This is a genomic window from Nocardia neocaledoniensis, assembly GCF_029868625.1.
GTDB classification, from domain to species: Bacteria; Actinomycetota; Actinomycetes; order Mycobacteriales; family Mycobacteriaceae; genus Nocardia; species Nocardia neocaledoniensis_A.
Genome location: NZ_JARWOJ010000128.1, coordinates 23,624 through 43,683, shown reverse-complemented (window position 1 = coordinate 43,683; position 20,060 = coordinate 23,624). Strand labels below are relative to the sequence as shown.

Below are 20,060 nucleotides of genomic sequence, written 5' to 3'. Positions count from 1 at the left end.
TGTCGGCGGCGGGGTCAGCGCGCGGTGAGCCCGGCCAGTTCGGCCCAGACGGTCTTGCCGGTGCGGTGGTGGTCCACGCCCCAGTGCGTGGCGATCCGGGTGACCAGGATGAGGCCGTTGCCGCCGGTGTGGTCGGGCCGCCGGATCCGCGGTGGTGCGGGGGAGACGTCGTCGACCTCCACCCGGAACGTGCGGTCCCCGGTCGCTGTCAACCGGCAGGCGCGTGGGCCCGCACCGTGCCGAACGGCATTGCTGGCCAGCTCGTCACACACCTGCACCGCGTCCTCGACCCGGATGTCGTCGCATCCGGCGAGCAGCCCCCGCACGGCGGCGCGCAGCCGGCTCAGTGAGACGGCGTCGAGGTCGAGTTCCACGACCGCGTCGCGGGCCCGGCCATCCGCACCCGCCCGATGTGGAGTCACGATGCTCATCGATGGTCCTCCTCGCGCTCGTCGAATGCCTTGTGTCAGCGGCATACCCCGACCCACTCCGGGAAAACGGGATTGTGCTCGCCTTCCCGTGGTCACGACACTGTCATGGTTGGTGTCCGCTCGGGCGGGTATTTCTCGGTGGTGGCGGCACGACAGTGATCTGTTCCGGATCCCGGCGTCCTGTGCTGCCGGTCGAGAAGGGATAAGGTTTGTCGATTTCCGCTGATGAATCGAAAAGTCGAAACCCGAACAAAGGTTATGTCGCCCTGCTGGGGTGGAGTCCGAGTGCCGTGGACGCTGTCGATCGCTTCGATCGACGCTATGTCGTGGTGGCGCCGGACTGGGCGCGAGACTACTGCACTGCACACGACATCCCCTATCTACCCTGGGATTTCGAGCGGCTCAACGATCGGTCGATGGAAATCGCCGAGACCCTGCGCGACATGGGGGTGGATGTCGCCATCCCGATCTTCGAGGAGACCGTGGAATGGGCGGGCGCGATCAACTCCGTGCTCCTGGACAACCCGCGACTGCTCGGCCAGTCCATGCTGCTGCGCGACAAATCGCTGATGAAGCGGCGAGCGCAACTCGGCGGAATCCGGGTCGGCATCTTCGAGGAGGCGCACGAGCGCGACGACGTGATCCGGTTCCTGAAACGCGTCAATCAGACCCTGCTGAAACTCGACGGCGACCCGAACGATCCGATTCACCTGAAGGCATTCGACAAGGCCGGGTGTCTCGGTCACCGGATCATCCGCACGCCGGACGAAGTCGACACGATCCCGGACGACGAATTCCCGATGCTGATGGAGTCGCACCTGGACGGGTGGGAATTCGCCGTCGAGGCGTGGGTGCACAACGGCCGGATTTGTTTCCTGAACATCTCCGAATACGTCACGCTCGGATACTCGGTGTTCGTTCCCGCGACCCCCGAACTGGAGCAATACCGGCCCGAGATCACCCGGCAGGTCGAAAAACTGATCAAGACCTTCGACATCGATTTCGGTTTCTTGCACCCCGAGTATTTCGTGACCAGTGACGGCGAGATGTATTTCGGCGAGGTCGCGTATCGGCCGCCGGGCTTCAAGGTGTTCGAACTGCTGGAGCGGACCTACGGTTTCAACGCCTACCACGCCCTGGTGCTGGCGTTCGACCCGAAGACCACCGAGGAGGAGATCGCGGCGTTCTTCCCGAAGGAGGTGGTGGACGCCACCGGGCACGCGGGCTGCTTCGGCGTCTACCCGCGCCGCCGGGTGGTCAGCCGGTTGTCGGTGCCGCCGGAGACCGAGGACCACGACTACTTCGAGTCGCACGAGCTCACCGCGCCCCTCACCGAAAAGGTCACCAAGCGCACGGCATTCGGCAACCACTGGGGTCTGCTCTACTTCTTCGGCGAGGATCCGTACGCGCTGCGGGATCTGCTGAAGCGACAAGAAGAACTCGATTTCTATCTCTGATCGGTCGCGACGGCGACAACACGGGAAGGCTCGGCGATGAGTCCACAGGGCGGCAACGAGGCGACGCTGGACAAACGCCTCACCACGTTGGATCACGCCACGCAGTCCCTCTCGGACGCCAGCGATTTCGGCAAACACCTCGTCCTGCCCAGGATCCTGGACGCGCTCCGGCGGGTCCTGCTGCTGCCCGGCGGATGCGCCGCGCTGCGCGCCCGCGCCGCCCGGCTCGAGGCCGCGGGCCTGTACCTCGGCACGGACTGGGCGCAACCGCAGATCCTCATCCCGGCCCTGAGCACCGGCTCGTTGCGCAGCGCCAACGCCGACACCGTGGTGCTGGAGGCGGTGAGCGATCTGCGGCTGCTCGCCGTCGCCACCGGCGAGTACGAGCATCCGCTGATCACCGCCGAACAGGCCGGCGAGCACCTGTCCCAGGTGCTCGCGGTGAATCTGGCGCTGCTGTTCTCCCCGCCCGGTGAAGCCGAACGCGCGCAACAGGGCCGGATGGCGCAGGTGTCGCGGGAACTGCTGCGCTACCTCGTCGCCGAGATCGGGTACGAGAAGGTGCTCGAGAACCTCGTCGACGAGATCTGGCGGATCCTGCGGCAGCGGCCGATCCAGGTGGACTCGGTGAAGCGGATGATCACCCAGATCGCCGTCGCGCGCGCCAACCCCGACGTGGACCTCGGTGCGAGTGGGCTCGGGGCGGACCGGCTGATCAGCAGCCTCTACGGCACCACCGAAGGGTGCAGGGAGGATCCCGGCGTCGATGTCTACCGCGCGCGCCTGGAGTCGATGGACGACAGCGCGCTGCAGTACGAGGCGACCGGCTTCGCCCGGTCGATGCACGACACCGGTCTGGTCTCGCCGTATCACGCTGTCCTGCTGCGGTTCCTGGTGGGCAAGGGCGAGTATCTGCTCGGCGAGGCGATGGGGCTGTCGAGCACCGGGCGCGACAGCCTGCTGTGCTATCACGAACTGGTGCGCGCGCTGATCGAGCAGGCCGTGCACGTCGAAACCGCCCAGTGTGTCTACGGACTCGCGTTGCTGCTCGAACGCCAGATCCTCGCGCAACCGCCGGTGGCCCCCGCGCTGTGGCGGCAGCTGGCACTACGGCTCTCCGAGCATTCGCGGCAACGGTTGATCGAGGTGTTCGGCCCGGCGCCGGATGCCAGGGCGTGGCTGGTGTCGGGCGTGCTGTCGGTGCTGGGCCTACCGCTGGGGATCGGCCAGGGCGACAATCCGACCTGTCAATCGGCGCGGGCACTGTCGATGTGGGCGTACAACGATCCCGACTACCTCTTGCAGACGGTGGTGTGGGCGGCGCGCGACGACGAGATCGTCATGCATTTCGAAGGGCAGCCGATTTCCTCGCGCGCGGGCGGCGACGGCCTCGCCGCCGCGGTGCAGCACGATCTGGATCCGGTCTCGCTGCTCGTGGTGCCGCATCTGGACCGTGTCTACGCCGAGATGGGGCGGCGCTGCCTCGGCCGCGACGGTGATCCGCACCGCTGGATCAACCCGGAGTTCCACGGGTGGTGGTCCGGGCGGGGCTTCCGGATCAATGTCGATGTCGCGACCGGTCAGCTGGTCGAGCTCGAGGAGTTCCATCGCCACTTCTACGCGAGTTACCACCCCTACTACAACGGCAACCAGCCGGTGATCCACCCGCAGCCGGCCGGGATCGCGGTGACCGACAGCGCCGCACGGTTCGTCGGCTGGCACGCGATCACCGTGCTGCGGGTAGCGCTCGACCCGCAGCGGCAGATGCGGGTGTACTTCTACAACCCGAACAACGACAGCGGCCAGGATTGGGGCGACGGTGTCGTCGTGGGCACGGCGGGCCACGGGGAACGATTCGGCGAAGCGTCGCTGCCGTTCGAGCAGTTCGCCTCGCGGCTGTACATCTTCCACTTCGACCCGCTGGAACCGGGGGAACTGGCGGCGGTGGAGCGCGCGGAACTCGACCGGGTGACCGGGTATGTCCATCGGAGCTGGGGCGCCGATCGCCTGCCCGCCGGCTGAGCGCGGCCTCCCGCTGGGCGGAAACGGTGCCGCCGGGCCGGACCCGGCGTGTCTACCGTCGGTGGATGGACGACGTGAAGGTCTATGTGATCGATACGGTGGTGACGAAACCCGGGCGGGGCCGGGACTTCGTCGACGCCTATCTGCGGGACTACGCGCCGGGGGCGCGGGAGCGGGGGATGGTGCTCGAGCGGATCGTGGTGAGTCCGCCCGTGTGGCTGGCCGGGGAGACGAACACCGTGACCGCGACGTGGGTGCTCGACGGCGCCGCGGGCTGGTGGGCCATGACATGGCGCGGGCGCGGGGACGAGGCGGTGCGCCGGTGGTGGGCCGACGCGGCGGAATTCGTGGTCGAACGCACCAGGTCGACCGCCGCGGCGGTCGCCGATCTGGAGCGGCTCGCCGATGTTTGAGGTGATCCGGCTGATCCATTTCGCCCCCGGCACCGACCCGGCGGTGGCCGAGCGATGGACGGGCGCGCTGCGCACCCTGCTGCCGGGCGCGCGCCGCACCCTGGTCGAGCCGACGCTGCCCGGAGTCCGCAACGGCGGTGATGTGCTGGCGCACTGGTGGTTCGACGAGGCCACGGACTGGGCACGCGCCGCCGGGCCGGTCGCGGCCGCGCTCGACGTCCCGGCGGTGGCGCACGTCGACGGTGCCGAATACCTCGGCGGGACAGGCGGTCTCGCGGCACCCGGCGCCACCGGTACGGTGCACCGCGTGCTGCTGCTGCGCGTCGCGCCCGAGACCCCTGACCCGACCGTACGGCGCTTCGAAGCCGATCTGCTGCGCATGCCCGAGCACATCGCCACCATGCGCACCTGGCAGTTGAGTCCCGTGCTGCGGGCCGTCGGAGCGGCCCCGTGGACGCATGTCTGGGAACAGGAGTTCACCGACCTGGACGGTCTGAACGGGCCCTATCTGATGCATCCGGTGCACTGGGCGCACGTGGACCGGTGGTTCGATCCCGAATGCCCGGAGATGATCGTGCGCGACCGGGTCTGCCACAGCTTCTGCCGCACCACGACACCGTCCTGACGGCCGCCGTCGGCCCTCGGGTCGACGGCGACGCCGACGTCACGCGGAGTGCGACACCCGCTGCTCGGGATGCGGCCGGCTGGTCGGGCCGACGCCGAGCGGCCGGGCGTGCTGCAGGGTCGGATGGACCCGCACTCGGCCGTCGTCGACGTGGCGCCAGATGTTGAGCGCGGTCGTGCGCACGGCGGCGGCCAGGCGGTGATCGAACACCATCCGGTCCACCGGCCCGCACACCGACACCGCCGCGACCGCGGCCTCGCCGGGATCGCCGATCGGCGCGGCCAGACAGCCGAAGCCGGGCAGCGACTCCTCGCGCTCGACCGCGACACCGTGCGCGCGCACCTTGTCCAGCGCGGCGTCGAGCTGGGCCCTGGTGGTGAGCGAGTACCTGGTGCGCGTGCCGGTGAGCCCGCTCATCACCTCGCCGACCCGACCCTCGTCGGCGTAGGCCAGGATCGCCTTGCCGACCGCGGTGTAGGCCGCGGGACGGCGGCCGCCCACGCGGGTCGGCACCGACAGATCGCCGCCGATCTTGTCCAGGTACACCACGTCCGGACCGTCGAGGACGGCCAGGTGCACGACGAACCCGGTGACCCGGTGCAGCTCGTGCAGGAACGGCATCGCGGCGCGATGCATCCGGTCCTGGTGCACCGCGAGCGAGCCGAGTTCCATCAGGCGGATGCCCAGCTCGTAGTCGCGCCCCTCGCGGCGTAGCCACCGGAGTTGCACGAGTCGTTCCAGCATGCGATGCGCCGAGGACCGGGGTAGGCCGGTACGCCGGACGATCTGGGCGAGCGTGAGCCGGCCCGGACCGTCGAAGGCGTCGAGCAGCAGGGACGCGCGATCCAGGATCGCGCTGGGGGTAGTGGCCTCGGCCTGGATGACCATGAGATCTCCATTTCGGATCTACGTGCTGATGCCCGTCGTATATTTCGATTAGGCATATGCCTATTCATACCATGCGCTTGTGGTCGCTGTCACATGAATGGCCATGTCGATCATGAAAACGGCCCCCGGCCCGAGCGGTGAGGCTCGGGCCGGGGGCCGTGGGGAAAGGGAATGCGCCGGCTTACATCGCGGCGAGCGGTTCGCTGCCGGACCAGTCATGGCCCCAGTAGCTGTCGGCGGTGATTTCTTCCGCGGTGTAGTACTTCTCGTCGACCCGCATGCCCTCGGTGCCGAACTCGACGTCCCAGCCGCCGGGCGCGCGGACGTAGAACGAGACCATCTTGTCGTTGGTGTGCCTGCCCAGCGTCGAGGACACCGAGAACCCGTCCTTGGTCACCCGGTCCAGCGCCTGGCCGACGGCGTCGAGGCTGTCGACCTCCACCATGATGTGCACCAGGCCCGGCGCACCGCCGTGCGGTGCCGGGCACAGCGCGAGGCTGTGGTGGCGCTCGTTGACGCCGAGGAAGCGCACCCGCATCGGCCCGAACTCCGGCGGGGCCGGGATGCGGAACGCGCCGCGCGGCAGGAACCCGAGCACCTCGGTGTAGAAGCCGAACGCGCCGTTCGGGTCCATCGTCGGCAGCACGACGTGGCCGAGGCCCTGGGCGCCGGTGACGAACTTCGCGCCGAACGGGGTCACCACCGGGCTGTGGTCGAGCACCGCGCCGTGGAAGATCTCGAGGGTCGCCCCGGTCGGGTCCTCGAAGGTGACGACCTCCTCGACCCGGCGCGCGTCGGCCTCCTCCACCGAGAGCGGCTTGACGGCGATGCCTGCCGCCGTGACGGCTTCCTGCACGCGGAGCAGGGCCGCGTGGTCACGCACCTCCCAGCCGATCGTCACGATCGCGTCGGTGTCGCCCGGCACCACCGTGATCCGCGCGGCGCGTTCGTCCATCCGCAGGTACAGCGCGTTCTCGTCCGGTCCGCTGCCCTCGGCGAAGCCGAGGACGTCGAAGGCGAAGGTGCGCCAGCGGTCCATGTCGGCCGTCTGGATCTTGACGTAGCCGAGGCCCTTGATGTCTGTCATGTCGGTGTGTCCTTCGTGGTGTTCGGTCAGATCATCGAGCGCAGGTTCTGCGCGGGCTCGATGCCGAGTGAGCTGAGTGCCGAGGCGTGGTACACGGTGCTCGGCACGTGGATGGCGTGGGCCAGGCCGACGTGCGCGTCGCGCCAGAAGCGCTGCAGCGGCTTGTCCATCCGCATGGCGTTGCCGCCGGAGCGGGCGAAGATCTGGTCGACCGCGGTGACCGCGCGCCAGGCCGCGCGGACCTGGGTGCGCCGGACCGCGGCCCGCTCGGCGAAGCCGATCTCCTTGCCCGCCTCGACCAGGTCGAAGACGCGATCGACGTTGGTGAGCAGTTCCTGGCGGGCCGCGTTGATGTCGGCGGCGGCCTCGCCGATGGCGAAGAGCACGTACGGGTCGTCCTTGACCGCGGTGCCCTGGGCGCCGACCCGGTCGCGCTGGTAGTCCAGGTGCGCGGCCAGCGCGCCCTCGGCGATACCGACCACCGCCGAGCTGATGCCCAGCGGGAACATCGTCGACCACGGCATCTTGAACAGCGTCTCGGTGACGCCGTACTCCTTCTGCGCGGTGCCGTCGATGACGTGATCGCCGTTCATCACCCGGTAGTCGGGCACGAAGGCGTCCTTGACGATGATGTCCTTGGAGCCGGTGCCCTTGAGGCCCACCACATTCCAGGAGTCCTCGACGATGGTGTAGTCCGACCGCGGCAGGATCATGTGCAGCATGGTCGGCGGCTGCGCCATCTTGCCCTCGGGGTCGCCGAGCATGGCGCCGAGGAAGATCCAGTCGCAGTGATCGGTACCGGAGCTGAACTGCCAGCGGCCGTTGAAGATGTAGCCGCCCTCGACCGGCCGGGCGATGCCGGTCGGCGCGTACGGCGAGGCGATCCAGGTATCGTGGTCGTCCGACCACACCTCGTCCTGCACCTTCGGATCGGCGAAGGCCAGCTGCCACGGGTGCACGCCGACGATGCCGGTGATCCAGCCGCTGGCCCCGTCCAGCGCCGCGGTCGCCATCACCGTCTCGGCGAACTCGCGCGGGTGCGACTCGAACCCGCCGTACTTCTTGGGCTGCAGCAGGCGGATCGGGCCCGCCTCCTTCAGCAGCCGCGCGGTGGCGTCGGGAAGCTGTCCGAGCCGCTCCGCCTCGGGAGCCTGATCGCGCAGCTGATCGGCGATCGCGGCGATGTTGTCGAGAACCTTGGTCATCGGAGGTCGTGCTTTCTGTTCGTGGGGAGGGTCAGGACATGGTGTTGATGACGGCGCCGCGCGCGATGTTGTCGGCGACCTCGGCTTCCCAGCTGGTCACCGCGCGCTCGGTGTCGATCTCGAACTCGAAGCGCTTGGTCATGTCCTCGGTGACGTCATCGACGTCGACATAGAACTGCTTGTACCAGCGGCGCAGCTGGTAGACGGGTCCGTCTTCCTCCGACAGCAGCGGATTGTCGATGGGCGCCTTGTTCTTCCAGATCTCGACGTCCTGCTCGAAGCCGTACTCGACGCCCTGGGCGAACTGGGCGGCCATCGCGGTGGCGTCCTCGTCGGACATGCCCTCCGGCTTCTTGACCATCGCGCCGTACTGCAGCACGAAGGCGTTCTCGCTGATGGGGTAGTGGCAGTTGATCAGGACCGTCTCGATCGTCATGCCGTTGGCCTCGCTCCACAGCCAGTCGATCATGTACGACGGGCCGAAGTACGAGGCGTCCGAACGCAGGGTGGAGTTCGGATCGTCGTAGCTGGTGCCGACCTCGATGTCGTGGCGCGGGGTCGAGCGCATGTACTGGGTGGCGACGTGGCCCTCGAACACGTTCTTGAAGTAGCGCGGGAAGGCGTAGTGCACGTAGAAGAAGTGCGCCATGTCCACCACGTTGTCGACGATCTCGCGGCAGTGCGAACCCTCGATGACCATCGAGTTCCAGGTCCAGTCGGTCCACTCCGGGGTGCCGTAGCCCTCGATCTCGGGGATGGTCACCTCGTCGGTGGGCTTGGAGCCCTGCGGGTCGTGCCAGATGTAGAGCTGGCCGTTGCGCTCGAGCGTCGGCCACGAGCGGGTCTTGGCCAGCGGGGGCACGCGGCGCGCGTAGGGGATCGCGGTGCACTTGCCGTTGCCGCCCCAGCGCCAGTCGTGGAACGGGCAGGCGATCGAATCGCCCTTGATCGTGCCGTGGGCGAGGTTGCCGCCCATGTGACGGCAGAAGCCGTCGAGCACGTGCAGCGCGCCGTCGGTCTCGGACTGGAACACCACCAGGGTGGTGCCGAAGGCCTTCACCTCGTGCGGTTTGCCGTCACGGAACGACGAGAGCAGGCCGAGGCAGTGCCAGCCGCGAGCGAACCGAGTCGGCGCCGCGGCGGCCTCGATCTGCCGGTAGTCGGCGGTGGCGTCCAGCGATCGACCGTTCGGCGTGTTCTCCGGCATCGAAACCTCCATGTATCGGACGGAGTGGGATGAGCTGCGCCGATGGTCGCGCTGCCGACGGGGGATCGGCGGGCGGAGTTCCCGGTCAGCGGACATGTTTTCGTCCCGGTTGCCCGGCGTCCCGATGAGCGGGAGCGGAACCGGTCACACGGCGCGGGCGCGCCCTACCGTGACGGCACCTGCCTGAGAGGAGTGACGATGCACAACGTCGCCGTGGTTCTGGAGACCGAGGCCATCCGGCTGTTCGCGGAGTCGGCGCGCTCCGCGCATCCGGCCTACCGGCTCGCCGAGCGGCCCGTGGTGCCGCCGACCTTCCTGCCCGCCGACGCCTCGGGCGCCGCGCGGACCGAGACCGATCACCGCTTCTTCGGGCCGCCACCCCGCGCCGGCGATCGGCTCACCGCGGTGCGCGCGAGCGGTGGCGATCCGGCGAACCCGGCCGCGATCAGTGCGGCGGAGTCGTTGACCCGCTACTTCGACCGCACCGGCGGACTCGTCGCCGAGTCGTGGGCCGGGGCTGCCGAGGTCGGCGGGCCCGCCTCACCGCAGGCCGCGGCGCTGCTGGCCACCTACGCCACCGACTGGCTCGGCGCGGAGAACATCCGGCGCTTCCGCACCAGGGTGGTGCGCGCGTTGCCGCCCGGCGACGTCATGAGCTGCTCGGGGCACATCACGCAGAGCTACACGCAGGACGGGGAATCGCGCGTCGACGTGAGCCTGTGCGGGGTCGACGCGGCGGGGGAGGTCGTCGTGCGGGCGTGGGCGAGCTTCGCACGCGACTGACCCGCCCCGATCTGAACCGCCGTCCAGATTCTCGGGCCGAATCCGTGGATTCGCCACCGTGAGACGGCCGGGGATGGTGTGGTGTTCATAATGCACATCGACGTTCGGAGGTAGTACGACATGACGCGACGCTACGAAGGCAAAGTCGCCTTCATCACCGGCGCGGCCCGCGGGCAGGGCCGCGCCGAGGCGGTGCGATTCGCCCAGGAGGGCGCGAACATCATCGCGATCGACGCGTGCGCGGAATTCGCCAGCACGGCCTACGCCGGCGCCACCGAGGCCGACCTCGCCGAGACGGTGCGCCTGGTCGAGGAGACCGGCGCGAAGATCGTCGCGAGCAAGGTCGACGTGCGCGACTTCGACGCGCTCTCGGCCGCGCTGGCGGCGGGGATCGAGCAGTTCGGGCGCCTCGACGTGGTCGTCGCGAACGCGGGCATCTGTTCGGCGGCGCTGTCGTGGGAGATCACCGCCGAGCAGTGGCAGGAGACGGTCGACGTCAACCTGACCGGTGTCTTCCACACCGCGAAAGCCGCTGTGCCGCACCTGATCGCGCAGGGCGAGGGCGGGGCCATGGTGTTCACCAGTTCGGTGGGCGGCCTCAAGGGCATTCCGTTCACCGGTCACTACGTGGCGACCAAGCACGCCATCACCGGCTTGGCCAAGACGATGGCCAACGAGCTCGGCGCGCACCGCATCCGGGTCAACACCGTGCACCCGGCCGGTGTCGCCTCGGGTATGCAGCCCAACGACATCGGGCCGCTGCTCGAGGAGTACGCGAGCACGCTGGCGCCGATCTTCATGAACTCGCTGCCGGACTACATCATCGAGCCGGAGGAGATCGCCGCGACGGTCGCGTGGTTGTGCTCCGACGACGCCGCGAAGGTCACCGGCGCGCAGATCCCGATCGACATGGGCAACCTGAACCGCTGAATTGGTATTTTTATACCGGCGCCGCTAGATTGGTATGAAAATACCAACTGGAGGCGTGATGGTGGAGTTGAAGTCGCCCGCGGAGCTCGAGCGCATGCGGGTGACCGGCCGGTTCGTGGCCGACGTGCTGGCGGGCGTGCACGCGCGCGCCGCCGTCGGCGTGAACCTGCTCGAGCTCGAAGAGTATGTCCGGGAACGGATTCGCGAACGCGGCGCGGTGTCGTGTTACTGGGACTACGCGCCGTCGTTCGGTCGCGGGCCGTTCCGCAACACCGTGTGCCTCGCGGTCAACGACGCGGTGCTGCACGGTCTTCCGCACGACTACGTGCTGCGCGACGGTGACGTGCTGACCGCCGATCTGGCCGTCACGATCGACGGGTGGGCCGCCGATTCCGCGGTGACCGCCATCGTCGGCACGCCCGATCCCGCGGATCTGCGGTTGGTGCGGGCCACCGAGGAGGCACTGGCCGCCGCGATCGACGTCGCGCTGCCGGGCAACCATATCGGGGACATCTCCGCCGCGATCTCCGCCGTCGCCCGTGGCTACGGCTATCCGGTCAACACCGAATTCGGCGGGCACGGGATCGGCCGGACCATGCACGAGGATCCGCACGTGGCCAACCACGGCCGCGCGGGCCGCGGCTTCCGGCTGCGGCCGGGGCTCACCCTGGCGATCGAGCCGTGGTTCGCCGCGACCACCGACAAGGTGATCACCGATCCCGACGGCTGGACCATCCGCTCCGCCGACGGTTCCCGCTGCGCGCACAGTGAGCACACGGTCGCGATCACCGCCGACGGACCGATGATCCTGACCCTGCGGGACTGATCAGGCGGATTCGGCGATCGGCTCGGCGCGGTAGACCTCGGCGAGTTCGGCGAGCGGGATGCCGAGCGCCTCGGCGAGGCCGACGACGGTGCCGAAGGCGGGGGAGGGTAGGCGCCCGGATTCGATCTTGCGCAGTGTCTCCGGGGAGATTCCGGCGGCCTGGGCCACGGCGGCGAGGTCGCGGTCGCCGCGCGCGGACCGCAGCCGACGTCCGAGGCGGCGACCTGCTTCGACCTGGGCCGGGCTGAGGGGGAGACGCACCATGGCAGCGAGCCTAAGGTGGGTATTTAAATACCGCAAGCCGCGCGGACCGGTCAGTGGACGGGCTGGGCGGCGAACGCGCCATCGATCAGGACGGGCACCGTCGGCTCGGCCTCGAGTTCTGTCGCCACGGCGACGTCTTCGGCGAAGCCCCCGCTGATGAGCTCGCGCCCCGACGCGCAGTCCGCGACAGCGGTGGCGACGTCAGTCGTGGCGGTGAACGACGCCGCGGCCGTTCGTGCTTCGGGTGAGGGATCGGTCGCGCCGAGGTCGAGCAGGGCCGCGGCCACCGCTCCGGCACCGAGCCAATCCTCGAGCGCGGGACGCACGCCGCCGCTGGCCGGCCAGTGTTCGCCCGCGGCGATGATCGCGACCGGCAGCCCGGGCATGCCCCAGCCCTGGGCGCGGAGCCAGGCGGCGACCGCGCGGGCGTTGCGCAGGCAGCCCGCGACCACCGGCACCCCGGTGACGCCGGCCGCGATGGTGGAACCGTTGGGTGAGGGCAGCACGAGCCGCTCGGTGAACGGCGCCCGCCGCAGTGCCGCGGGGGACAGCGACCAGGGCTGGTCGGCCTCGACCTCGCGACGGCCGACCGCGAGCGCGGCCCCGTGCCGATCGGCGAACGCCCGGGCCGAAGCATCGCGCCAGCGGTAGGGGAACACGAGGGTGCCCGCGTCGGTCGCCACCGACACCGAGGTGGTGAACGACAACACGTCGATCACCACCAGCGCGGCGGCTGCCGGCCCGATGGCGGCGGCTCCCGCCGCGCCCCAGTCGACGCTGATCCCGAATCCCCGTTGGCGCGACCACTCCGGTACCGAGGACATCGAACCCCCCACTCATCCGGCCGACCGCGGTCGGCCGACTGCCGACAGCATGACTGATCTCCGGGTTGTTCGCCGTGTGGCGATGATCGGCGACGGCGCCCCGATCGACGGTGATCCAGAAACTCCGCTGTCGCGGCCACTCCGGTGTGGCCGGGATACAACCCCTTGGCGGGAACAGCCTTGGGGGCACTCAATCCGTCGGACTGGTGGCGGTGAGCCAGGCGGTCAGCAGGTCGGAGGCGGCGGCGTCGGTGGACAGGGCGGCGCGTTCCTCAATGGTCAGGTCGACGGAATCGAGTTCGGACTTCCAGTGGGCGAGGCGGTCTGGGTTCTCGGTCGCCACCGCGAGTTCGGCCAGGGCGGCGTAGGCGCGGGCACGGTCGATCGCGGCGGCCGTGGCGCCGAAGCGGTGCAGGCCTGCTTCGAGTGCGCGGGTGGCGGCGCGGTCGTCGTTCTTGAAATCGCGCAGGATGCGGGCATTGTCCAGGACGCGGGCCAGGCCATCGAGATCACGCGAGCCGCCGTACTCGACGTCGTCGGACTCGTCGCGCTGGATCACCAGCAGGGTGTTGCCGACCGGGTCGACCAGGGAGAACCGGGACTGGCCCGGCCGGAACCTGGTGATCCGCGGACAACCCTTGGCGGGGACCTTCCCGTAGTGGGCGCGCAGCGCCGCGGTGAACTCGGCATGGCGGGCGGCGACATCCTCGACCAGCAGCAGGGCGCCCACGTGCTCGGTCGGCAGGTCGAGTCCCGGCGGGGCAGGCGCGAAGTGCAGCGCGCACCCGTGCCCCTCGATCGCGCCGTAGACGTAGGGCCGGGTCTGCTCGTCGACGACGGTGTAGCCCAGCGCCCGATAGAAGTCGAGGGTGCTCGGCAGGTCACCGGCCCACAGCAGCGGTACGGCGGTGTCGGTCATGGCTGGCCTTCCGGAGAACGAGTCGGACGGCTCCGAGGTTAAGAAGAATTTCGCGCATCCGCCCGTCCCGTTTTCGGCGCACCGAGCAACCGTTCGACGGCCGCGTCTGTCCCGTTCGTCACGATCCGCCCACCGAACGCCCTGGCCCCGGCCACCGTCTCCGGTGCCAGGGCGCGCGCGAGCGCCGTGCCCAGTTCCGTCACCCGGGTGGCCGTCTCGCCGAGGCCCAGTTCGCGCACGCGGCGGGCGTAGTAGAACTGGTCGAACATCTGCGGCACCACCACCTGGGGGACGCTGGCACGCGCCGCGGCCGTGGTGGTTCCGGCGCCGCCATGGTGGATCACCGCCGCGACCCGGGGCAGCAGCGCCTGATGCGAGACCTCGCCGATGGTGTGGCAATCGGGCTGGTCGTCGAGAGGGCGCAGGTCCGCCCAGCCGCGGCTCAGGATCACCCGTCGGCCGAGTGCGCGCGCGGCCCGGATCGCTCCGCCGGCCAGGTCCTCCGGCGCCCGAGCGCTGCCGAACCCGAGGTAGACGGGTGGGTCACCGGCATCGAGGAAGGCCTCGAGCTGCGGATCCAGCGGGCGGTCGTCGTCGAGCAGCCAGGCTCCGGGCTGGAACACAGTGCGATCCAGTGCGCCCGGCCACGGCGCCAGCCCGGGATCGGCGGCCAACCAGGGGCGATCGGTGAACAGATGATCGCGGACATCGTCGACCTCGCCGAGCCCGCGCCGGGCCCGCGCGGCGTTCAACGGCGCCCGCCACACCCCGTTCCACATCGCGCGATCGCGTTCCCACGCGGTGGCGTTGTCGCCGTCGCGAGCGGCGTCGCCGTAGACCGGCGGCGCGTGGTGCGGTGACGGCAGGGTCATCGGCGCGAACGCCACGTAGACGTAGGGCACGGCCAGCGATTCCGCGATCGAGCGCGCGGCGATCGCCAGCCCACCGCCGCCGACCACCACGTCGCATCCGGTGGCCGCCGCCTCCAGCGGGTCGAACTGCGCGGCGACCGTGCCGTCTACCAGCAGGCGGCGCTGCTCCGGCGTCGGCTCCGCGCCGGCCCGGCCGGTGCCGCGCAGTGGGGGCCCGACCAGTACGTACTCGACGCCGAGCGCCGACGCCTGGTCCGCGAAGTCCGGCGGCGCGCACACCACCGCCGCATGGCCGGACTCGCGCAGCCGCACCGCCAGTGCGAGCAGCGGCTGCGCCTCGCCGCGTGAGCCGATGGTCGACAGGAGAACCCGCATGTCACACCCCGCCCTGCGCCCGGATCTCGGCGCGCGATCAGCGATTCTGCCCGCCGCCCCCGGCCTTGCGGCAAGCCCCGATGCCCGGTAGACAATGAAAGGGGAAACAGTGGCCGGGCCGACTTCCAGTGCGCCCGCTAGGCTGCGAGCATGACGAACCGCCTCGGCGATCTGCGGGCCGCGAACTACGTGCTGCTCACCACCTTTCGGAAAGACGGCACACCCGTCGGCACGCCCGTGTGGGCGGTCGCGCACGACGACAAGCTGTTCGTCTGGACCGTCACCGACAGCTGGAAGGTCAAGCGCATCCGGCGCAATCCCGAGGTGACCCTGCAACCGTGCAACGCGCGCGGAGTGGCACACGGTGCCGTCGTCGGCGGCACCGCGCGGATCCTCGACGCCGCGGAGACCGACCAGGTGCGGTCCTGGCTGCGCCGCAAGTACTGGCTGACCGGCCCGCTGGTGATCCTCGGCAGCAACCTGCGCCGCGGCAAGGACGGAACCATCGGCATCGAGATCACCCCGGCCTGAGCCGCCGGGTTCCCGCGAAGCGGTATCCAGTACCGGCGGTATCGGATAACGTGGGGCTCAGCGGACTCTCCGAAGGGACTCACATGGCCAAGAATCGCGCCGTCATCGTCGCGGGCGCGCGCACCCCATTCGTGCGCGCCTTCACCGATTTCACCCGCCTCGACAGCATCGCCCTCGCGGGCGCCGCGGTCCGTGGTCTGCTCGAACGCACCGGGATCGCGCCCGGCGAGATCCAGTCCATCGTCTGGGGCGGAGTCGTGCTGCCCAGCCACGCGCCCAATATCGCGCGCGAGGTGGCGCTCGACCTGAACCTGGACTTCGGCTGCGAGGGCTACACCGTGACCAGGGCGTGCGCGTCGGGTCTGCAGGCCGTCACCTCGGCGGCCGCCGCGATCGAACGCGGCGAATACGACATCATGATCGCCGGCGGCAGCGACTCCACCAGCAATGCCGAGATCAAGCTGCCGCAGAAGGTCGTGCACGCGGTGGCGCCGGTGGCGCTGGGCAAGCCCAAGCCCAAGGACTACCTGGACGTGGTCCGCCAGCTGGCGCCGTTCACCGACATCCTGCCGCGCCAGCCCAAGATCTCCGAGCGCACCACCGGCGAGGTGATGGGGGAGTCGGCGGAGAAGATGGCCAGGATCAACGGCATCTCCCGGGCCGACCAGGACGAGTTCGCCGCCCGCTCGCACCACCGCGCCGCGGCCGCGATCGCCTCGGGCCGCTTCGACGACGAGGTCGTCCCGCTGACCACCCCCGCGGGCACCCGGATCGAGACCGACGGCCTGGTCCGCGCCAACACCAGCGTCGACAAGCTCGCCACCCTGCGCCCGGTGTTCGCCGAGGGCGGCACGGTCACTGCGGGCAATGCCAGTCCGCTCACCGACGGCGCCTCCGCGGTGCTGCTGATGAGCGAGGAGAAGGCGCGTGCCCTCGGATTCACGCCGTTGGCCGCCTTCCGCTCGTGGAGCTTCGTCAGCGTCGACCCCGCCGACCAGGTCCTCATCGGCCCGGCCATCTCGATGCCCCGCGCGCTGGACAAGGCCGGGATGTCGCTGGCCGACGTGGATCTGGTCGACATCCACGAGGCGTTCGCCGCCCAGACCCTGTCGGTGCTGCGCATGCTCGAGAGCGCGGAGTGGGCCAAGACCCGCCTCGACCGCGACGAGGCCGTCGGCTCGGTCGACCTCGACAAGCTCAATGTGCACGGCGGATCCATCTCGCTGGGCCACCCCTTCGGCGCGACCGGCGCCCGCATGGTGACCACCATGGCCAACGAACTGGCCCGCACCGGCAAGGAGACCGCCCTGCTGGGCATCTGCGCGGCAGGCGGCATCGGCGCCTCGGCGGTGCTCGAGCGGGTGTGACCGGGCCCGGGCAGGCCGCATGCCTGCCCGGTGACCGCGCCTAGGTCGCCTGGCTCACCGAGGACATGTGGAAGTCGGGGATCCGTAGGGGCGGCATGGCGGTGCGGGTGAACCAGTCCTTCCACTCGCGCGGCAGGGTGATCTCGGTGGCGCCCGCCTCCGAGACCCGGCGCAGCAGGTCAAGGGGGCTCTCGTTGAAGCGGAAGTTGTTGACCGCCGCGGTGACCCGGCCGTCCTCGATGAGGTAGACCCCGTCGCGGGTGAGGCCGGTGAGCAGCAGGGTCGCCGGGTCGACCTCGCGGATGTACCACAGGCACGTCAGCAGCAGGCCGCGTTCGGTGCGAGCGATCATGTCGTCCAGCGACGCGTCGGTGCCGCCGGTGAGCAGCAGGTTCTCGCCGGGCAGGGTGGCGGGCGCGGCGAACTCGGCCGCGGTGGCGCGCGGGTAGACCAGTGACTCGATGACGCCGGCGCCGATCCAGTCGACGCGCTGAGCGGACAGCCCGTTGTCGAAGACCGACAGCGACTCCGACGACGACGGCGTCGCCACGAACGGCCGGTACTCGAGCCCGCTCGCGGACGGATCCGAGTACAGCGTCAGCGGAATGTCGTTGAGCCGCTCGCCGATCCGGGTGCCGCCCGCGCGGGCGAACGCCGTATGACCCTCGTGCGCGCCGCGACCCTCCATCGACCAGGCCAGGTAGATCATCAGATCGGCCACCGCCGAGGGCGGCAGCAGCGTCTCGTAGCGGCCCGCGGGCAGATCGACGCGGGTCGCCGACCAGTCGAGGCGTCGCGACAGTTCGGCGAGCAGTCCGGGAGTGTCGACGTCGGTGAAATCGGCGGTGCCGACACCCACCCAGGCGCTCGCGAGATCGGCTCCGGTGCCACGCTTTCCGTTGATCTCGACCGACCCGGTGGGCTGGCTGAAGCGGCGGCGGATGCCGGTGGAGGTGCCGAGCCAGGTGGTGTGCACCTGGTGGTGGGCGAAGCCGTAGAGCCGGTCGGCGCCGTCGAAACCGGTCGAGAGGTCGCGGGCCAGGCCGGCGAACACCTCGATCTCGGTGGCGCCGGGTGCGTGCTCCCAGGTCGCCGAGTCGTCCTCGGTCGGTGTGAGCAGCGGCATCGCGTCGCGCGCGGGCGTCGCGGTGCGCGCGGCCTCCTCGCTCGCGCGGACCACGGCCTCGATGTCGGCCGGATCGACGCTGGTGGAGCTGATGCTGCCCACCCGCGCGGTGTTCGGGCCGTCGCGGAACAGCGAGATCACCGCCCAGTCCCGCGAGACCGAGGACCCGTTGGTGGTCATCGAATTCCCGGCCCAGCGCAGCGAGGCCTCGTGCGCGTCGGTGACGATCACGATCGCCTCGTCGGCCTTCGACGCGGCCAGTGCCCGCTCGACCACCGCGCCCGCGGGGAACACACCCGAATCGCTCACTGACCGGCCTCCGTCCGGGTGTTGAGAACATTGACCCCGCGCACCAGCACCGACGGGCAGCCGTGACTGACCGCCGCCACCTGCCCGGGTTGAGCCTTGCCGCAGTTGAACGCGCCGCCCAGCTGCCAGGTGCTCGGCCCGCCGACCGCCTCCATCGACCCCCAGAAGTCGGTGGTGGTGGCCTGATAGGCCACATCGCGCAGCTGCCCGGCCAGCTCGCCGTCGCGGATGCGGAAGAACCGCTGCCCGGTGAACTGGAAGTTGTAGCGCTGCATGTCGATCGACCACGACTTGTCGCCGACGATGTAGATGCCGTCCTCGACCCGGGAGATCAGCTCGGCGGTGCTCGTGTCCCGCTCGGGATCCGGTTGCAGCGACACGTTCGCCATCCGCTGGATCGGCACGTGATGCGGGGAATCGGCGTAGGAGCAGCCGTTGGAGCGGTCCAGGCCGAGCCGGGGCGCGAAGACCCGGTCGAGCTGATAGCCCACCAGCACGCCGTCGCGGACCAGATCCCAGCGCTGCCCGGCCACGCCCTCGTCGTCGTAGCCGACCGTGGCCAGGCCGTTGACCTGGGTGCGGTCCCCGGTGACGTGCATGATCGGCGTGCCGTACCGCAGCGTCCCGAGCTGGTCCGGGGTCGCGAACGAGGTTCCCGCGTAGGCGGATTCGTAGCCGATCGCCCGGTCGTACTCGGTGGCGTGCCCGATGGACTCGTGGATGGTGAGCCACAGATTGGTCGGATCGATCACCAGATCGGTGGGCCCGGCGACGACGCTGGGCGCCTTCACCTTCTCGGCCAGCCAGCCGGGGATCCGCGCGAGTTCGTCGGCCCAGTCCCAGATTCCGTCGGCGCCGGTCACGTACTCCCAGCCGCGACCCGCCGGCGCCGCCAGCGTGCGCATGGTCTCGAACACCCCCGACGCGGAGTCGACGGTGATCGCCTCGAGCTGCGGATGCAACCGCACCCGCTGCTGGGTGATCGCCGACCCGGCCGTGTCGGCGTAGAAGACCTGTTCCTTGACCTGCAGCACCGAGGCCGTCACGTGGTCGACGCCGTCGGCCGCCGACAGGCGCTCCGAATAGTCTTGCAGCAGCGCCACTTTGTCGGCCGTCGGCACCGCGAACGGATCGAGATCGTAGGCCGAGACCCAGGAGACGTCGGTGTAGCGCGGCTCGTCGGCCAGCTCCACCCGCTCACGGTTGAGCGCGCGCAACGTCGTCGCGACGGTGACCGCGCGCCGCGCCACCTCCGCCGCGGTGTCGGGCGTGAGCGCGGCGTGCGAGGCGAAACCCCAGGTGCCGTCGACGATCACGCGCACGGCCAGCCCGAGCTCGGTCGAGTCGGTGACGGCCTCCACCCGGCCGTCGCGCAGGCGGATCGACTGGGTGAGCAAACGGTGCACGCGCAGATCGGCGTGCTCGGCGCCCGCCGCCCGCGCCGCGGACAGCGCCGCGTCGGCCAGCGCGCGCAAGCGCAGCGCGCGGAACTCGTCGTCCACTTCCCGGGAAGTCGCGGTAGTCACCCGGCCTACGCTAGCGTGAAATACCGGTTCCGGCAGTCACAACCGTGACGCGCTGACCCCGTCCTCCCGCGGC

Annotated in this window: 20 protein-coding genes; 9 read left to right on the top strand and 11 right to left on the bottom strand. The window is 70.1% G+C overall.

Annotation, left to right across the window (positions count from 1 at the left end; translation table 11 throughout):
- Window positions 1-14 precede the first annotated feature (14 nt).
- Window positions 15-431 carry an ATP-binding protein gene (locus QH270_RS09035; protein ID WP_280340099.1) on the bottom strand — a complete coding sequence of 139 codons (417 nt, stop codon included), beginning with the start codon at window positions 429-431 and terminating at the stop codon, window positions 15-17.
- 416 nt (window positions 432-847) lie between these two features.
- Here QH270_RS09035 and QH270_RS09030 point away from each other — a divergent pair, with 416 nt between their 5' ends.
- The 4 genes from QH270_RS09030 to QH270_RS09015 all read left to right on the top strand — a co-directional run bounded on the left by QH270_RS09030 (window position 848) and on the right by QH270_RS09015 (window position 4,948).
- A complete protein-coding gene (locus tag QH270_RS09030; protein WP_280340114.1) occupies window positions 848-1,888 on the top strand; it encodes an ATP-grasp domain-containing protein in 1,041 nt (346 codons plus the stop codon).
- A 36-nt stretch (window positions 1,889-1,924) separates the two neighbouring features.
- Window positions 1,925-3,910 (top strand): hypothetical protein, encoded by a 1,986-nt coding sequence (locus QH270_RS09025; protein WP_280340098.1) that lies wholly within the window; start codon window positions 1,925-1,927, stop codon window positions 3,908-3,910.
- Between the two features lie 65 nt (window positions 3,911-3,975).
- Complete coding sequence (locus tag QH270_RS09020; protein WP_280340097.1) at window positions 3,976-4,323, top strand: hypothetical protein; 348 nt, start codon at window positions 3,976-3,978, stop codon at window positions 4,321-4,323.
- The gene (locus QH270_RS09015) at window positions 4,316-4,948 is read left to right on the top strand and encodes a Dabb family protein (protein ID WP_280340095.1); all 633 of its coding nucleotides are present in this window, start codon (window positions 4,316-4,318) and stop codon (window positions 4,946-4,948) included. The genes QH270_RS09020 and QH270_RS09015 overlap by 8 nt, the downstream gene beginning before the upstream one ends.
- A gap of 39 nt (window positions 4,949-4,987) precedes the next feature.
- Here QH270_RS09015 and QH270_RS09010 read toward each other — a convergent pair whose 3' ends face one another.
- The 4 genes from QH270_RS09010 to QH270_RS08995 form a co-directional block, all read right to left on the bottom strand.
- Window positions 4,988-5,836 (bottom strand): IclR family transcriptional regulator, encoded by an 849-nt coding sequence (locus tag QH270_RS09010; protein WP_280340093.1) that lies wholly within the window; start codon window positions 5,834-5,836, stop codon window positions 4,988-4,990.
- Window positions 5,837-6,017: 181 nt separating this feature from the next.
- The gene (bphC, locus tag QH270_RS09005; RefSeq protein WP_280340092.1) at window positions 6,018-6,923 is read right to left on the bottom strand and encodes a biphenyl-2,3-diol 1,2-dioxygenase; all 906 of its coding nucleotides are present in this window, start codon (window positions 6,921-6,923) and stop codon (window positions 6,018-6,020) included.
- Between the two features lie 26 nt (window positions 6,924-6,949).
- On the bottom strand, window positions 6,950-8,128 hold the full coding sequence (locus QH270_RS09000) for an acyl-CoA dehydrogenase family protein (protein ID WP_280340091.1): 1,179 nt from the start codon (window positions 8,126-8,128) through the stop codon (window positions 6,950-6,952).
- Window positions 8,129-8,159: 31 nt separating this feature from the next.
- Entirely contained in the window at window positions 8,160-9,335 is a 1,176-nt protein-coding gene (locus QH270_RS08995) for a Rieske 2Fe-2S domain-containing protein (RefSeq protein ID WP_432420324.1), read from the bottom strand.
- A 198-nt stretch (window positions 9,336-9,533) separates the two neighbouring features.
- Between QH270_RS08995 and QH270_RS08990 the strand changes: the two genes are divergently transcribed.
- From QH270_RS08990 to map, 3 genes are all read left to right on the top strand, one after another.
- Window positions 9,534-10,118: a hypothetical protein gene (locus QH270_RS08990; RefSeq protein WP_280340088.1), complete on the top strand. Its 585-nt coding sequence runs from the start codon at window positions 9,534-9,536 to the stop codon at window positions 10,116-10,118.
- 120 nt (window positions 10,119-10,238) lie between these two features.
- Window positions 10,239-11,048, top strand: a complete 810-nt coding sequence (locus QH270_RS08985; RefSeq protein WP_280340087.1) for a mycofactocin-coupled SDR family oxidoreductase — start codon at window positions 10,239-10,241, stop codon at window positions 11,046-11,048.
- A 58-nt stretch (window positions 11,049-11,106) separates the two neighbouring features.
- The gene (gene map / locus QH270_RS08980; RefSeq protein WP_280340085.1) at window positions 11,107-11,874 is read left to right on the top strand and encodes a type I methionyl aminopeptidase; all 768 of its coding nucleotides are present in this window, start codon (window positions 11,107-11,109) and stop codon (window positions 11,872-11,874) included.
- Here the strand turns inward: map and QH270_RS08975 are convergent, their stop codons facing one another.
- From QH270_RS08975 to QH270_RS08960, 4 genes are all read right to left on the bottom strand, one after another.
- Window positions 11,875-12,138: a helix-turn-helix domain-containing protein gene (locus QH270_RS08975; protein ID WP_280340083.1), complete on the bottom strand. Its 264-nt coding sequence runs from the start codon at window positions 12,136-12,138 to the stop codon at window positions 11,875-11,877.
- A 50-nt stretch (window positions 12,139-12,188) separates the two neighbouring features.
- Window positions 12,189-12,962 (bottom strand): 2-phosphosulfolactate phosphatase, encoded by a 774-nt coding sequence (locus tag QH270_RS08970; RefSeq protein ID WP_280340081.1) that lies wholly within the window; start codon window positions 12,960-12,962, stop codon window positions 12,189-12,191.
- Window positions 12,963-13,152: 190 nt separating this feature from the next.
- Window positions 13,153-13,881: a glyoxalase gene (locus QH270_RS08965; RefSeq protein ID WP_280340080.1), complete on the bottom strand. Its 729-nt coding sequence runs from the start codon at window positions 13,879-13,881 to the stop codon at window positions 13,153-13,155.
- 38 nt (window positions 13,882-13,919) lie between these two features.
- Complete coding sequence (locus tag QH270_RS08960) at window positions 13,920-15,128, bottom strand: glycosyltransferase (RefSeq protein ID WP_280340079.1); 1,209 nt, start codon at window positions 15,126-15,128, stop codon at window positions 13,920-13,922.
- 150 nt (window positions 15,129-15,278) lie between these two features.
- Between QH270_RS08960 and QH270_RS08955 the strand changes: the two genes are divergently transcribed.
- Both QH270_RS08955 and QH270_RS08950 read left to right on the top strand, forming a co-directional pair.
- Window positions 15,279-15,659, top strand: a complete 381-nt coding sequence (locus QH270_RS08955) for a PPOX class F420-dependent oxidoreductase (protein WP_280340078.1) — start codon at window positions 15,279-15,281, stop codon at window positions 15,657-15,659.
- A gap of 83 nt (window positions 15,660-15,742) precedes the next feature.
- The gene (locus QH270_RS08950; RefSeq protein WP_280340077.1) at window positions 15,743-17,026 is read left to right on the top strand and encodes an acetyl-CoA C-acyltransferase; all 1,284 of its coding nucleotides are present in this window, start codon (window positions 15,743-15,745) and stop codon (window positions 17,024-17,026) included.
- A 40-nt stretch (window positions 17,027-17,066) separates the two neighbouring features.
- Here QH270_RS08950 and QH270_RS08945 read toward each other — a convergent pair whose 3' ends face one another.
- Window positions 17,067-18,461, bottom strand: a complete 1,395-nt coding sequence (locus QH270_RS08945; RefSeq protein ID WP_432420323.1) for a metallopeptidase TldD-related protein — start codon at window positions 18,459-18,461, stop codon at window positions 17,067-17,069.
- Window positions 18,458-19,987: a TldD/PmbA family protein gene (locus QH270_RS08940; RefSeq protein ID WP_280340076.1), complete on the bottom strand. Its 1,530-nt coding sequence runs from the start codon at window positions 19,985-19,987 to the stop codon at window positions 18,458-18,460. Before QH270_RS08940 ends, QH270_RS08945 begins: the two co-directional genes overlap by 4 nt.
- Between the last annotated feature and the right edge of the window lie 73 nt (window positions 19,988-20,060).